This window comes from Escherichia sp. TC-EC600-tetX4, from assembly GCF_019356055.1.
In the GTDB taxonomy this organism is placed as follows: Bacteria; Pseudomonadota; Gammaproteobacteria; order Enterobacterales; family Enterobacteriaceae.
Map to the genome: position 1 here is coordinate 3,101,379 of NZ_CP079924.1, position 14,839 is coordinate 3,116,217.

The following is a 14,839-nucleotide window of genomic DNA, read 5'->3' on the forward strand; positions in this document are numbered from 1 at the left end:
ATTTAGCAGAATGTTAACAAACTAAAATACACAAAACTACCAGAACCCCGTGGCAACCGGTGCCTGATGTTGACCGTCCGAACAGTCAACATCGCGATTACGGTTTGAAGTCCAATGGCGCGTTTTTGAACACTTCATATACTGCCTGGCTTGGTGGTTTCGGGATCTTCGCAAGTTTAGCTGCTGCCAACGCAGCCTGACAAAGTGCGGGATCGCCACCTTCAGGTTTGATATCCAGTAACATACCATCGGGTGCCAGTTTTATGCGCAGCGTACAGGTTTTGCCTGCATAGGACGATGCGTCATAGAACTTACTTTCGATAGCAGATTTAATCTGCCCGGCATAGTTATTGATATCGGCCCCTGATGCGCCATTGTTTTTAGTATTACCACTCCCGGCAGGCGAAGCATTGTTCCCTTTCGCCCCTCCCCCCGTTTTCGGTGCATTCTTACCAGAGCTTAGCTCACCGAAAATATCATCTGCCTCTGCGGCCGCTTTTGCTGCAGCGGCTTTTTCAGCTGCAGCTTTTGCCGCTGCCGCTTTTTTGTCTGCGGCGGCTTTTTCTGCCGCTGCTTTCTTATCAGCTGCTGCCTTTTCAGCAGCCGCTTTTTCTGCTGCTTTTTTGTCGGCTGCAGCTTTCTCTGCTGCCGCTTTCTTATCAGCTGCAGCCTTTTCAGCAGCCGCTTTCTTCTCAGCTTCTGCTTTGGCTTTTTCAGCAGCTTCAGTTGCCGCTTTCTTTCTTGCTTCAGCTGCAGCTGCTTCTGCCGCTTCCGCTTTCTTCTTCAGTGCCGCAGCGGCTGCCTCGGCTTTTTTCTGCGCTTCGGCTGCGGCTTTGGCGGCTTCTGCTTCTGCTTTTTTCTTTGCGTCTGCAGCCGCTTTCTTCGCTGCTTCTTCCGCAGCTTTAGCATCTGCTTCGGCCTTCGCTTTAGCATCTGCCGCCGCTTTCGCTGCCGCCTCTTCAGCTTGCTTCTGCTTTAACTCGGCCTGTTTTGCGGCTTCTTCAGCCTGCTTTTTCTGCTCCTGAGCCGCTAACCGCTCTTTCTCAAGTTGCTTCAGGCGTTCCTGTTCAGCCGCTTGTTTCTCACGCAGTTCTTCAGCAGCCTGCTGTTCCTTCATCTTGCGCTGTTCATCAGAACGCTTCGCGCTTGATTCCTGGCTTTGCATGCGTTTGTACTGCTCAACTACCGCACCTGAATCAACCATGACAGCGTCGATGGACGAACCACCGCCGCCTCCGGCTGAAGCTTCTATATTCTCATCGAACGAACTCCAGATCAGCGCCGCAAATAAGATGACATGCAGCACTGCTGAAATAATTATCGCCCGCTTGAGCTTGTCGTTTTGTTCGGTTGCCTTTGACACTCTCGGTTTCCAAAAACTGTTCGCCTGTTACCCGCTCTCTTTCAAGCAAGGGAAACGCAGATGTTTAGATAGGCTGCGTCATTAAACCAACCGATTTCACACCCGCACTATGTAACAAGTTCAGTGCTTTAATTATTTCATCGTAAGGCACATCTTTTGCGCCACCGATCAGAAAGACCGTTTTCGGGTTGGCCTTGAAACGGCTGGACACTTCCGCCACCACCTGCTCTGGTGGTAAACGCTCCAGGCGATCTTTCTCAACCACCACGGTGTACTGACCAATACCAGACACTTCAACAATCACTGGCGGATTATCGTTACTGCTCACCGCCTGTGATTCAGTAGCGTCTGGCAGATCGACCTCCACGCTCTGGGTGATGATGGGCGCTGTCGCCATAAAGATCAGCAACAGCACCAGCAGTACGTCCAGCAACGGTACAATGTTGATTTCGGACTTGAGATCGCGACGACCTCGTCCACGCGCTCTGGCCATGGCTTACCCCTTGTTGCTCTCGCTAACGGTAAACGCCTGGCGGTGCAGAATCGCGGTAAACTCTTCCATAAAGTTGTCGTAATTCAGTTCCAGTTTGTTTACGCGCTGGTTGAGGCGGTTGTAGGCCATAACTGCCGGGATAGCGGCAAACAGACCAATTGCAGTCGCAATCAACGCTTCTGCGATACCGGGCGCAACCATTTGCAGTGTTGCTTGTTTTACCGCCCCGAGGGCGATAAAGGCGTGCATGATCCCCCAGACCGTACCAAACAGACCAATATACGGGCTGATGGAGCCAACCGTACCGAGGAACGGAATGTGCGTTTCCAGATTTTCAAGTTCACGGTTCATGGAGATACGCATAGCACGCGACGCCCCTTCCACTACGGCTTCCGGCGCATGGCTATTGGCACGATGCAGGCGCACAAACTCTTTGAACCCGCTGTAAAAGATTTGTTCCGAACCAGTCAGATTATCCCGTTTCCCCTGGCTCTCTTGATAGAGGCGAGAGAGTTCGATTCCAGACCAGAATTTATCTTCAAACGCTTCGGCTTCGCGCGCCGCTGCGTTAAGAATACGGGTCCGCTGGATAATAATGGCCCAAGATGCGATTGAAAAACCAATCAAAATCAACATGATAAGTTTAACCAGAAGGCTAGCCTTCAGGAACAAATCAAGGATATTCATGTCAGTCACTGCTTAAACTCCGCGACAATAGACTTGGGAAGCGCACGAGGCTTCATTTTGAGTGGGTCAACGCAAACAACCAGAACCTCTGCTTCATTCAGCAAAGTATTCTCGGCGTTGACAATACGTTGCGTGAAAACCAAAGAGGTGCCACGCATTGATGTTATTTCAGTCTGTATTTCGAGCATATCGTCGAGCCGCGCAGGTGCGTAATATTCCACCGTCATTTTACGTACCACAAAGGCAACGCGTTCAGCCATCAGCGCCTGCTGACTGAAGTGATGATGACGCAGCATCTCTGTGCGTGCTCTTTCATAAAAAGCGACGTAACTGGCGTGGTACACCACACCACCGGCATCGGTATCTTCATAGTAGACGCGAACCGGCCATCGAAACAGCGTTGTATTCACTTTACATCCCGGTAATGCAACAAAAGTTAGAGCTTTTAAACGCTGCTACTATACGCGCGCGATTGAGGTTTGGGAATGAGGGCAAGTTAAGGGAGCGTAAAAATTTATGGGCCTGGAGCGGCCCATAATTTTTTAAAGAGAATTCTGATTTAAAAGAAGAAGAAAATCAGCCCGACAATGAGAACAATATCGGCAAGCAATGGGCAAAAAATCCCTTGCCAAAGAACCTTCTGCGGACGAAAGCCCACGCCGTGAATCACACCAGCACAGACGGCCCACATCAGCAATAAACCATGCCAGATTTCCAGTTCACTGGTCTTCGCGGCAAAACGAGATGGGTCCCAAAACATACATCCTGCTAACAGAAGCGCCATCACGAAGGAAAGCGCCCGCAGGGGGCGCTTGTCCATTACCGCATACAAAGTCGCGATAATCTTACTCATCAGATGTCTTCTTGACCGGCTTTGCCTGATTCGACGTGTTCAAGCGCCAGCGCGGTGATTACCCCAAACGAACAGGCAAGAAGCGTTCCCAGAATCCATGCGAAATACCACATTTTTAGCTCCTTACTTAGTACAGAGAGTGGGTGTTACGTTCAATATCTTCTTTGGTGATACGACCGAACATTTTCCAGTAACACCAGGCGGTGTAGAGCAGAATGATCGGTACCAGAACCACCGCAACCCAGGTCATGACGTTAAGCGTCAGCTGGCTGGAAGTTGCATCCCACATTGTCAGACTTGCGTTCATCATGGTGCTGGACGGCATCACAAACGGGAACATTGCGATACCGGCTGTCAGGATGATGCAGGCCAGCGTCAGGGAGGAGAACACAAACGCCCACGCGGCTTTATCCATACGTGCAGTCAGGATGGTCAGCAGCGGCAGAACCACACCCAGTGCCGGAATAGCCCACAGAATTGGCGTGTTGTTGAAGTTAACCAGCCATGCGCCAGCTTCACGAACCACTTCTTTATTCAGTGGGTTAGAGGCTGCGTAATGGTCCATTGTCGATTTCACGACATAACCATCGATACCGTACATCACCCATACGCCAGCCAGTGCGAAACAGACCAGTGTCACCAGCGCAGCCACCTGAGCCGTTGCACGGGTACGCAGGTGCAGTTCGCCCACGGTACGCATTTGCAGATAGGTTGCGCCCTGAGTAATGATCATCCCTACGCTCACCACGCCTGCCAGCAGGCCGAACGGGTTAAGCAACTGGAAGAAGTTACCGGTGTAGTACAGACGCAGATATTCATCAACGTTGAACGGTACGCCCTGCAACAGGTTACCGAACGCTACACCAATTACCAGCGGCGGAACGAAGCTACCAATGAAGATGCCCCAGTCCCACATGTTACGCCAGCGGGTTTCTTCAATCTTGGAGCGGTAGTCAAAACCGACCGGACGGAAGAACAAAGACGCCAGCACGAGGATCATCGCCACATAGAAGCCGGAGAACGCAGCGGCATAGACCATCGGCCAGGCAGCAAAGAGTGCGCCGCCCGCGGTGATCAGCCAAACCTGGTTACCGTCCCAGTGTGGTGCAATGGAGTTAATCATAATTCGACGCTCGGTGTCGTTACGACCGAGGAAACGGGTGAGCATGCCCACCCCCATGTCGAAACCGTCAGTGACTGCAAAACCAATCAGCAGAACGCCAACCAGCAGCCACCAGATAAAACGCAATACTTCATAATCGATCATTTGACGACTCCTGTCTTAGCGTGCCGGCTGAGTAGTCGTGGAAGACTGCTCAAAGTGATAGCGACCGGTTTTCAGGCTGCTTGGGCCGAGGCGTGCAAACTTGAACATTAAGAACAATTCTGCCACCAGGAACAGGGTATACAGGCCGCAAATCAGCACCATTGAGAAGATGAGATCGCCTGCGGTCAGTGACGAGTTCGCCACAGCTGTCGGCAGCACTTCACCGATAGCCCACGGTTGGCGGCCATATTCAGCCACGAACCAGCCCGCTTCTACAGCAATCCACGGCAGCGGAATACCGTACAGCGCGGCGCGCAGAAGCCATTTTTTCTCGCCAATGCGGTTGCGGATGACACTCCAGAAAGAGAGCGCGATGATTGCCAGAAGCAGGAAGCCACACGCCACCATGATACGGAACGCAAAGTACAGCGGCGCTACACGCGGGATGGAGTCTTTGGTTGCCTGTTGAATCTGCGCTTCAGTCGCATCAGCCACGTTTGGCGTATAGCGTTTCAGCAGCAGACCGTAACCGAGGTCTTTCTTCATGCTATTGAACTGGTCACGAACCGCCTGGTCGGTAGAACCAGAACGCAGTTGTTCGAGCAGAGAGTACGCCTTCATCCCGTTACGAATGCGTTCTTCATGCTGCACCATCAGCTCTTTCAGGCCGATAACCGGGGTATCCACGGAACGCGTTGCAATGATGCCCAGTGCGTAAGGGATCTGAATCGCAAATTTGTTCGTCTCCTCTTCCTGATCAGGAATGCCGAACAGAGTAAAGGCAGCAGGCGCAGGTTGCGTTTCCCACTCGGCTTCAATAGCAGCCAGTTTGGTTTTCTGCACGTCGCCCATTTCGTAGCCGGATTCATCACCCAGAACAATAACAGACAGAACAGCAGCCATACCGAAGCTGGCAGCGATAGCAAAGGAGCGTTTAGCGAAGGCGAAGTCACGACCTTTCAGCATATACCATGCGCTGATACCGAGGATGAACATCGCGCCAGTCACATAACCAGACGCTACAGTGTGAACGAATTTCACCTGAGCAACCGGGTTAAGCACCAGCTCGGAGAAGCTCACCATCTCCATACGCATAGTTTCAAAGTTGAAATCGGACGCGATTGGGTTTTGCATCCAGCCGTTCGCAACCAGAATCCACAGTGCGGACAGGTTTGAACCGAGCGCCACCAGCCAGGTGACACACATATGCTGAACTTTACCCAGACGATCCCAACCGAAGAAGAACAGACCTACAAAGGTGGATTCGAGGAAGAAGGCCATCAGACCTTCGATTGCCAGCGGCGCACCGAAGATATCCCCTACATAGTGGGAATAGTAAGACCAGTTAGTCCCGAACTGGAACTCCATGGTCAGACCGGTAGCCACACCCAGAGCGAAGTTGATACCAAACAACTTGCCCCAGAACTTGGTCATATCTTTATAAATCTGTTTGCCGGAGAGGACGTAGACCGTTTCCATAATGGCCAGCAGGAACGCCATACCGAGCGTCAGTGGCACAAAAAGGAAGTGGTACATCGCGGTCAAGGCAAACTGTAAGCGCGACAGTTCGACTATATCTAACATCATGACTCCTTGCTCATCGCATGAAGACTCCGAGAGTGAACCCCGTTAGAAAGGGTCACACGCATGCCCCAATAGAAATTTGTTTGAACACTTTCATCATACCATGTGAATGCACACAAAAACGGCGTAAAGAAAGGTTGCAAACATGTTAATAAAAACTCAAATTGATCCCACGTATATATTACGCCGCAAAATCCTTACAATAAACAGGTTTTTGTTGAAGCAAATTTGCATTTTTCGACGGTGATCAATTTATAGCTAAATTACCGCCTTTCAGCCAATTTGATCGAGAACAATTTATCTCTTTTTGATGCCCATTTCCAAGACTTATACATTGATAAATATCAATTCCTACAAATTATGTTAATCATGTTTCAATAAGGTAACTTTAGTGACATTTATGTTTAAAATGTGTGAGTTATAAGGCTGAAATTAGTTTCGGTTGGCAATTAAAGATAAAAAGAGACGAAGCAAAAACAGCACGGTTGACCTTAATTCTTTTTTTGGTCACTGGCTAATACGACGCAGAGTTTCAGGATTACTAATAAAGGCATAAATCCACCCCGCCAATATTAACATTTAGTTAACTTATAATTATATTATAATTAACTCACCCAGGGTTATTATTTTGTTAAAAATAAAGCCACATATACGTGGCTTGAGAGTGAAGATAAACGCAAAATTACCTGATGCGCTACGCTTGCCAGTGTCTACATCATCTCTGCAATATATTGAATTTGCCTGCTTTTGTAGACCGAATAAAGCGTTCATGCCGTATCCGGCATGAACAAAGCGCCCTTTGTCAACAATCTGGCCGCGCATATGTGGCTTCGGTTTGATTGCTATTCAGGCAAGCCGGTAACTGAACGTCCGTGACTGGCCGGGTAAAAAAGGCCCCGATAGATTTGAACCTTGATTTTCCTCGGTGGTAATGTGTTCATCCATCATCGTTTCTGAGCAAGAAATCACCTCGCGACTGAAAGCAACAGTCGCATCACAGGTTGCTGATTCAGCCGGATTAAACAGCCGTAAAATCACTTCTTGTCGGTCTTCAGCTTTCTTAAGTGCGCTTATCAGGCATCCCACTGGGGGCATTTTCAACAAACTATAACTTTCCGGCACGTTGAATCCGGCTTTGTTGAGCTTCATCACATCCCATGGGATTTTGTTGTAACACTGTACTGGAGTCAGCCATGCTCGCGCCTGCTGAGCTACACCAGCGGCGGTTGGCGTACCGGTATAACTCAATAAACTTAGGCGACAAGAAAGCAGACCACGTAGTTGTGAGTCCGGGACTGGCATTTTAATTCCCGAAGGCCGCCCAGGCCTTAAAAGCAGATCTTCTTTGCCCAGTAAGCCCACGCCACGCAGCAACGTAATGGCAAAGGTTTTCTTCTCTTCACCGATGACTTCAAATTCACGTAACCCTTCGCTAAAGACAGCCATGCCGTTACGCCCTTCCTGTAAGGCAACATAGTTGAGCATATTCCATACCGGAACCGGCGCTTCTTTCCAGCCTTCTTGCTGCCAGTTGTTCATTGCACTGTCGTTCACGGGGCGCGTTAGCGAACCAAACTGCGTATCTGCCAGAACACTGTCGGTGTTAAAAGGTGTAGGGACCAGGACACGAAGGCGATGATCGTCAGCCTGGTTATCAAGATTGATATCCACATCAATACGCCTGCTGTTATGACTAAGAGTGACAACCAACACCACCCCTACTCTGCCAGTGGATTGCCGGGCGCTGCGTTCTGACAAATTGAGCGGCACTGCCATGTCATAGCGGATAACAGCCCTGCTCTGCCAGGCTTCATGAATAATATCGCATTGCGGTTTCGCGTTCGCTGCGGTAATTACCCACTCTTCTTTTGCGGGTGAATAGTCATATTCATCACCATCATCAGAGCTTTCTTCAATTTGCAATACCCGGTCATAGCGCACACCGCTGTCTTTATCTACCAGTTGCAGAGAACCATCCTCATTGAGCGCAATTTGCCAGAAAGCATTTTCCAGTATCCCTTCAGCGTCACTTTTTGCCGCAATTACGTTGCCAGGCTGATTCGCTTCGATATAAAGCGTGCGATAGCCCATAGAAGGGACAATCTGGTTGATCTGTATATCAAACTCCATAAAGGGATCGTAATTACCGTAATGAACTATTTGCCGATCGATTAGGCCTGGATCGATCTCACGGGCATGGCGAATAAAATACGGTACAGGCTGACCGCGATCGTCCCGCAAATTAAACTGGCTGGCGCGCAGCCGCACAGTGGTGTTGATAACTTCTTCACGCGGCCAGGGCATCAGGTTAAACAGGACGAGTTTGTCGGCGTCGCTCTGCGGCATGTTGTCGGCAATTTTGCGCATGTAGAAACGAATCAGATTATCCGCCATGTCTTCAGCCAGTTCGAAGCGGGCGACGATTTCGCGATGAACTTTGTCACTACAGCAGCAGCCGATACTGTCGTGGGCATGATTTTTTAAGATCTCTTTCCACATTTTCTCCAGCAAGCCGTGGTGGTATTCAAAACCCAACGTCCAGGCCAGTGTTGCCAGCGGTTCCAGCAGATTAACAATCTTATTTTCAATACGCGCGTGGGCAATTTTGATATCCATACGCGTAGAACCGATGGTGCGATGCACGCGCATATATTTGCCATCAATAAATTCCCCTTTCAGGGTTGCCAGATTATCTCGCTGCGCTTCGATCTTCTCAAATACCTCTTCAAAGCGGCTCATCACAAACTTACGTTGAGGGTAGATCTCACGTAGCTTATCCATCACTTCGAAGATATTTTGCTGCAATGGCATCTGGTCATGCCCATTCGGCAGCAAAATCTCTTTGGTTACAGACGCTTTTTCCAGCACGTCAAAATAACTGTCGAGGCGTTTACGTAATCCGTTTTCGTCGGCAGGTAAGTACTTACCGATGGCGTAGCCCAGCGGCAGCACCTGCGCCGTCACTTCGCTACCGTCACTGCTTTGCCACAAAAACTCGGTTTTATCAGTACCGTGGCGCTCCGAACATCCGCGCCAGAACATGGTGCGGGTAATGCCAAATCCATTGTAGATATGCGGCAGTTGCCCGGACATGCCAAAGGAATCTGGTAAATAACCTATTTTCATCGGCTCGCCAAACGCGAGGCAGTCACGCATTCCGTACATCAGATTACGGACGATGGATTCCGCAGAAACAATCGTGGTATCGGTCTGGGTATACCAGGGGCCGATAATCAACTTGCCGGCTTCTACCTGTTTCTTCACACGGTCTTTGTTTTCCGGTTTCACCGCGAAATAATCTTCGAGGATCGCCGTTTGCCCGTCGAGTACGTAATATTTGTATTCGTTGTCCTGTTCCAGTCGGCACAGGATCTCTTCCATATTATTGACCAGCAGAATACGTGACTCTTCGGTGGTGAAATACCACTCTCGATCCCAGTGCATATGCGGGGTGATGTGAACGCGAGATACTGCTTTCATCGTCGTTTCCTTTTTGTTTATGGCATTACGCCATCAGTCAGATAGTTGCCATGCTTAACCGCGTGACGCCGCCACATCAGGAGAATTGCAGTCGAGATTGCAGCCCCCACCAATGCCGCGCCAAACCAGCCAATTGCCGCCATAACACCGCCCGCGCCATTATCATGAAGTAAAAAGAGCGAGAAAATGCCGGCACCGGGTGTCGAAAGGCCGATATTCATCGCACCGACAATAGCGCCCGTTACCATAGAGCCCAGCACAAACGAACCAATAACCCGCAGCGGATCTTCAATCGCCATCGGGATCGCCCCTTCGGTAATACCTGCCAGCCCTAACAGCCAGGTGGATTTCCCGGTCTCAATTTCAAACTCTTTAAACAGGCGCGGTGCGAGCATCGTGGAAGCGGTTACGGTAAATGCCGAAACCATTTTGACGGAGGCGAAAATGGCATACGGGCCGTAAACGCCGTTCGCCATTGCGCCCAGGCAGAATGCATAAGCGGCTTTATTCACTGGCCCTCCAAGGTCAAAGGAACACATAAAACCGAGAATGGCACCCAGCAACAGCGCGTTACTTCCTGACAGACCGTTCAGCCAGGCGGTAAGCGAGTTATTGATCCAGGCGACAGGTTCCCCCACCACAAACAGCATCAGACTGCCCGCTCCCAACGTACCGAGCACCGGGTAGAGATAAAAAGTCAGGAATCCATTGAATTTACTGCTAAGACGCAAGTGATTTTTCACCCAGCGCATCAAGTAACCGGCTATCAATCCGCCAACGACCGCGCCGAGAAACCCGGAGCCGATCATGTTGGCGGCAAGTCCAGCCGCAAAGCCTGGCGCTAACGCCGGTTTATCTGCCAGAGAATAGGCGGTATAGGCCGCGAGCACCGGTACCATCAAAATTCCGAGCAGCCCGCCGCCCAGCTTGCGGTACATCCACAGCCAGGAGTTTTCTTCATTAAACAGATCTTGTAGCCCGAAGATTTGCGACAGTAATACCGCGACCGCCAGCACCGTGCCCCCCGCGACAATCAACGGTACGGCAAAAGAGATTCCGCTCAACAGTGCCTGTTTCAGCTCCGTTTTGACACTTTTCACCGGTTGCGTATCTTGCTGTACGGTACGCGTCTCATCGCTACGCTTGAGGGTAAGCGCTTGTTGGATCAACGCTTCTGCATGGCGAATCGGCTCGGCAACAGGCACTGAAAGCGCGGGAATGCCATTAAAACGCTCACTCTCCTTGATGGCGACTTCAGCCGCAAAAATACAGGCGGTTGCACTATTGAGTTGATCCGCCGTTAAACGCCCTTCAATGCCGTTAGCGCCTTGTTTTTCAACGTAAACATTTACGCCGAGTTTGCGTCCGGCTTTTTCCAGATATTCCGCAGCCATATAGGTGTGAGCAATACCCGCCGGACAGGCCGTTACGCAGACGATAGTTGGCGCGTTGGAAAAAGAGGCAGAAGGTTGCGTGCCTCCCTTGTCATCCAGCGCCGAGAGCAACTCATCAGGCGTCGTCGCCGACTGTATACGCGCCCGAATCTCATCATCCGCAAGGCGCGTGGTCAGCGCTGTCAGCAGTTGCATATGCGTAGTACCCGCTTCATTGGGGGGAATCGCCAGCAGCACCACTAAATCAACTGCTTCCGGGCCATCAACGCCTTCCCACTGAAGCGGCTCGCTGAGTGTGGCGACCGCAAACGCCGCTTCTTTTACCGCAGCAGTTTTGCCATGCGGCACAGCCAACCCTTCACCTAAGGCGGTCGGGCCAAGGCTTTCACGGCGATACACTTCTTCCAGAAATTGCTCAGTACTGGAAATTTTCCCCAGAGCAGCAAGACGTTGAGTCAACGCGTGGATGGCCTCTTCACGGCTGGTAAAGCGCGCATTCAGACACAACGCATCGCGGTGGGTCAGAGTCGTCAGATTCATCATGATCCTCACTTGATCGTTTTTATAGTCGCGCCAGTGTGCCCGATAAAACAATACCATTATGTGATCAATTTCACTTGATTGAAATTATTTGTATTGTATTTGTATTATTTACAGGATGAATTTATCGGGCATAATGGTTAAATTCGTATTAATGAGATACTAAAAATGGGACACAAGCCCTTATACCGGCAGATTGCCGATCGCATTCGTGAACAAATTGCGCGTGGCGAGCTTAAACCTGGCGATGCGTTACCCACTGAATCAGCGCTACAAACAGAGTTTGGCGTCAGCCGGGTTACGGTGCGTCAGGCTTTGCGCCAGCTAGTCGAGCAGCAGATCCTCGAAAGCATTCAGGGCAGCGGGACTTACGTCAAAGAAGAGCGGGTCAATTACGATATTTTTCAGTTAACCAGTTTTGATGAAAAACTGTCGGACCGTCACGTCGATACACACAGTGAAGTTCTGATATTCGAAGTGATTCCGGCTGACGATTTTCTTCAGCAACAGCTACAAATCACCCCGCAGGATCGTGTGTGGCATGTGAAGCGCGTGCGCTATCGCAAGCAAAAGCCAATGGCGCTGGAAGAAACCTGGATGCCGCTTGCGTTGTTCCCGGATCTCACCTGGCAGGTCATGGAAAATTCGAAATATCACTTTATCGAAGAAGTGAAGAAAATGGTTATCGATCGTAGCGAACAGGAAATCATTCCTCTGATGCCAACCGAAGAGATGAGCCGTCTGCTTAATATCAGCCAGACAAAGCCGATTCTTGAAAAAGTATCGCGTGGATATTTAGTTGATGGTCGGGTGTTTGAATATAGCCGCAACGCTTTTAATACCGATGACTATAAATTTACCCTGATAGCGCAGCGAAAATCATCGCGATAAGCACAAAAAAGGCCATCATACGATGGCCAACCATGTCGAAACCGACAGCCCTTCGCCATTCCTGTAGAGGGAAGCGGCGAGGGCTATTTCTTATTACAGATATTTATTTCAGAACAGTTTTCAGTGCTTCACCGATATCCGCCAGGCTGCGAACGGTTTTCACGCCTGCGGCTTCCAGAGCAGCGAATTTCTCATCCGCAGTCCCTTTCCCACCGGCAATGATGGCACCCGCGTGGCCCATACGTTTGCCTTTCGGCGCAGTCACACCAGCGATGTAACCCACAACTGGCTTGGTAACGTGCTCTTTGATGTACGCAGCTGCTTCTTCTTCAGCGCTACCGCCGATCTCACCGATCATCACGATCGCTTCGGTCTGCGGATCTTTTTCGAACATTTCGAGAATGTCGATAAAGTTAGAGCCCGGGATCGGGTCACCGCCGATACCGACACAGGTCGACTGACCGAAACCGTAATCCGTGGTCTGTTTAACCGCTTCATAGGTCAGTGTACCGGAACGGGAAACGATACCCACTTTACCCGGTTTGTGAATGTGACCAGGCTGGATACCGATTTTGCATTCACCCGGAGTGATAACGCCTGGGCAGTTCGGGCCGATCATACGAACGCCTGCTTCATCCAGCTTCACTTTCACGGTCAGCATATCCAGCGTCGGGATGCCTTCAGTGATGGTGATAATCAGTTTGATGCCTGCGTCGATGGCTTCCAGAATGGAGTCTTTGCAGAACGGTGCTGGTACGTAGATAACAGAAGCGGTAGCGCCAGTGGCAGCAACGGCTTCACGCACGGTGTTGAACACCGGCAGGCCGAGGTGGGTGGTGCCGCCTTTACCTGGGGTTACGCCGCCAACCATTTTAGTGCCGTATGCAATGGCCTGTTCTGAGTGGAAAGTCCCCTGGCTACCGGTAAAGCCCTGGCAGATAACCTTGGTGTTTTTATCGATTAAAATGGACATTATTTCCCCTCCACTGCGGCAACAACCTGCTGAGCTGCATCCGTCAGACCTTTTGCTGCAATAATATTCAGGCCGCTGTCAGCCAGTTTCTTCGCGCCGAGTTCGGCGTTGTTACCTTCCAGACGTACCACGACCGGTACGTTAACACCCACTTCTGCTACCGCGCCGATGATACCGTCAGCGATCAGGTCGCAACGAACGATACCGCCGAAGATGTTAACCAGAACGGCTTTCACTTTGTCGTCAGAGAGGATGATTTTGAACGCTTCGGTTACACGTTCTTTGGTTGCGCCGCCGCCAACGTCAAGGAAGTTAGCCGGTTCGCCGCCGTGCAGTTTAACGATGTCCATCGTACCCATCGCCAGACCTGCGCCGTTAACCATACAACCGATGTTACCGTCCAGCGCAACGTAGTTCAGTTCCCACTGTGCAGCCTGTGCTTCACGCGGATCTTCCTGCGACTGGTCACGCATTTCGCGCAGATCAGGCTGGCGGAACAGTGCGTTGCCGTCAGCGCCCAGTTTGCCGTCGAGGCAAATCAGATCGCCCTGTTTGGTGATGACCAGCGGGTTGATTTCGATCAACGCCAGGTCGCGCTCCAGGAAAATGGTCGCCAGGCCCATGAAGATTTTGGTGAACTGCTGAACCAGTTTACCTTCCAGACCCAGTTTGAACGCCAGCTCGCGTCCCTGATACGGCATCGGGCCAGTCAGCGGATCAAGCGCAACTTTATGGATCAGGTGCGGAGTTTCTTCCGCCACTTTTTCGATTTCCACGCCGCCTTCGGTGGAGGCCATAAAGACCACACGACGGGAACTACGGTCAACAACGGCACCGAGATACAGCTCTTTAGCGATATCGGTCGCTGCTTCAACCAGAATCTGGTTAACCGGTTGGCCATTGGCATCTGTTTGATACGTTACCAGACGCTTGCCCAGCCAGTTTTCTGCAAAAGCACGGATGTCTTCTTTGCTGTTTACAACTTTCACACCGCCCGCTTTACCGCGGCCACCAGCGTGAACCTGACATTTCACTACCCACGGACCGGCACCGATTTTTGAAGCGGCTTCTTCTGCTTCGCGCGGAGTAGTACAGGCATAACCCACCGGTGCTGGTAAGCCATAGCGGGCAAAAAGTTGTTTTGCCTGATATTCATGTAAGTTCATGTGTTCTGTCCATCCTTCAGTAATCGTTATCTTTTAAACCGTAGACCGAATATTTCGTATCGCTTCCGGGCATTGTCGGTCACCCGTAGGCCTGATAAGACACGTTAAACGTCACATCAGGCATCGCTTGTCGGATGCGGCGCTTGCG

Annotated in this window: 13 protein-coding genes; 1 reads left to right on the top strand and 12 read right to left on the bottom strand. The window is 50.8% G+C overall.

Annotated elements, in window-relative coordinates; translation table 11 throughout:
* Window positions 1–97: 97 nt before the first annotated feature.
* The 10 genes from tolA to mngA all read right to left on the bottom strand — a co-directional run bounded on the left by tolA (window position 98) and on the right by mngA (window position 11,661).
* A complete protein-coding gene (gene tolA, locus KXD89_RS15110; RefSeq protein WP_000030637.1) occupies window positions 98–1,363 on the bottom strand; it encodes a cell envelope integrity protein TolA in 1,266 nt (421 codons plus the stop codon).
* Between the two features lie 64 nt (window positions 1,364–1,427).
* Window positions 1,428–1,856, bottom strand: a complete 429-nt coding sequence (gene tolR / locus KXD89_RS15115) for a colicin uptake protein TolR (protein WP_000090097.1) — start codon at window positions 1,854–1,856, stop codon at window positions 1,428–1,430.
* Between the two features lie 3 nt (window positions 1,857–1,859).
* Window positions 1,860–2,552 (bottom strand): Tol-Pal system protein TolQ, encoded by a 693-nt coding sequence (gene tolQ / locus KXD89_RS15120; RefSeq protein WP_000131314.1) that lies wholly within the window; start codon window positions 2,550–2,552, stop codon window positions 1,860–1,862.
* Window positions 2,549–2,953 (bottom strand): tol-pal system-associated acyl-CoA thioesterase, encoded by a 405-nt coding sequence (ybgC, locus tag KXD89_RS15125; protein WP_001098384.1) that lies wholly within the window; start codon window positions 2,951–2,953, stop codon window positions 2,549–2,551. The genes tolQ and ybgC overlap by 4 nt, the downstream gene beginning before the upstream one ends.
* Before the next feature lie 149 nt (window positions 2,954–3,102).
* Window positions 3,103–3,396 (bottom strand): cyd operon protein YbgE, encoded by a 294-nt coding sequence (gene ybgE / locus KXD89_RS15130; RefSeq protein WP_000034602.1) that lies wholly within the window; start codon window positions 3,394–3,396, stop codon window positions 3,103–3,105.
* Window positions 3,396–3,509 (bottom strand): cytochrome bd-I oxidase subunit CydX, encoded by a 114-nt coding sequence (cydX, locus tag KXD89_RS15135; protein WP_000270282.1) that lies wholly within the window; start codon window positions 3,507–3,509, stop codon window positions 3,396–3,398. Before cydX ends, ybgE begins: the two co-directional genes overlap by 1 nt.
* Window positions 3,510–3,523: 14 nt before the next feature.
* Entirely contained in the window at window positions 3,524–4,663 is a 1,140-nt protein-coding gene (gene cydB, locus KXD89_RS15140; RefSeq protein ID WP_000568275.1) for a cytochrome d ubiquinol oxidase subunit II, read from the bottom strand.
* A gap of 15 nt (window positions 4,664–4,678) precedes the next feature.
* The gene (gene cydA, locus KXD89_RS15145; RefSeq protein WP_000884361.1) at window positions 4,679–6,247 is read right to left on the bottom strand and encodes a cytochrome ubiquinol oxidase subunit I; all 1,569 of its coding nucleotides are present in this window, start codon (window positions 6,245–6,247) and stop codon (window positions 4,679–4,681) included.
* Between the two features lie 846 nt (window positions 6,248–7,093).
* Entirely contained in the window at window positions 7,094–9,727 is a 2,634-nt protein-coding gene (mngB, locus tag KXD89_RS15150; RefSeq protein ID WP_000648976.1) for a mannosylglycerate hydrolase, read from the bottom strand.
* Window positions 9,728–9,744: 17 nt separating this feature from the next.
* Window positions 9,745–11,661 (bottom strand): PTS 2-O-a-mannosyl-D-glycerate transporter subunit IIABC, encoded by a 1,917-nt coding sequence (gene mngA / locus KXD89_RS15155; RefSeq protein WP_001054864.1) that lies wholly within the window; start codon window positions 11,659–11,661, stop codon window positions 9,745–9,747.
* A 168-nt stretch (window positions 11,662–11,829) separates the two neighbouring features.
* Here mngA and mngR point away from each other — a divergent pair, with 168 nt between their 5' ends.
* Complete coding sequence (mngR, locus tag KXD89_RS15160; RefSeq protein WP_000509902.1) at window positions 11,830–12,552, top strand: mannosyl-D-glycerate transport/metabolism system transcriptional repressor MngR; 723 nt, start codon at window positions 11,830–11,832, stop codon at window positions 12,550–12,552.
* Between the two features lie 103 nt (window positions 12,553–12,655).
* Here mngR and sucD read toward each other — a convergent pair whose 3' ends face one another.
* Window positions 12,656–13,525 carry a succinate--CoA ligase subunit alpha gene (sucD, locus tag KXD89_RS15165; protein ID WP_000025458.1) on the bottom strand — a complete coding sequence of 290 codons (870 nt, stop codon included), beginning with the start codon at window positions 13,523–13,525 and terminating at the stop codon, window positions 12,656–12,658.
* Entirely contained in the window at window positions 13,525–14,691 is a 1,167-nt protein-coding gene (sucC, locus tag KXD89_RS15170; RefSeq protein ID WP_001048602.1) for an ADP-forming succinate--CoA ligase subunit beta, read from the bottom strand. Before sucC ends, sucD begins: the two co-directional genes overlap by 1 nt.
* Between the last annotated feature and the right edge of the window lie 148 nt (window positions 14,692–14,839).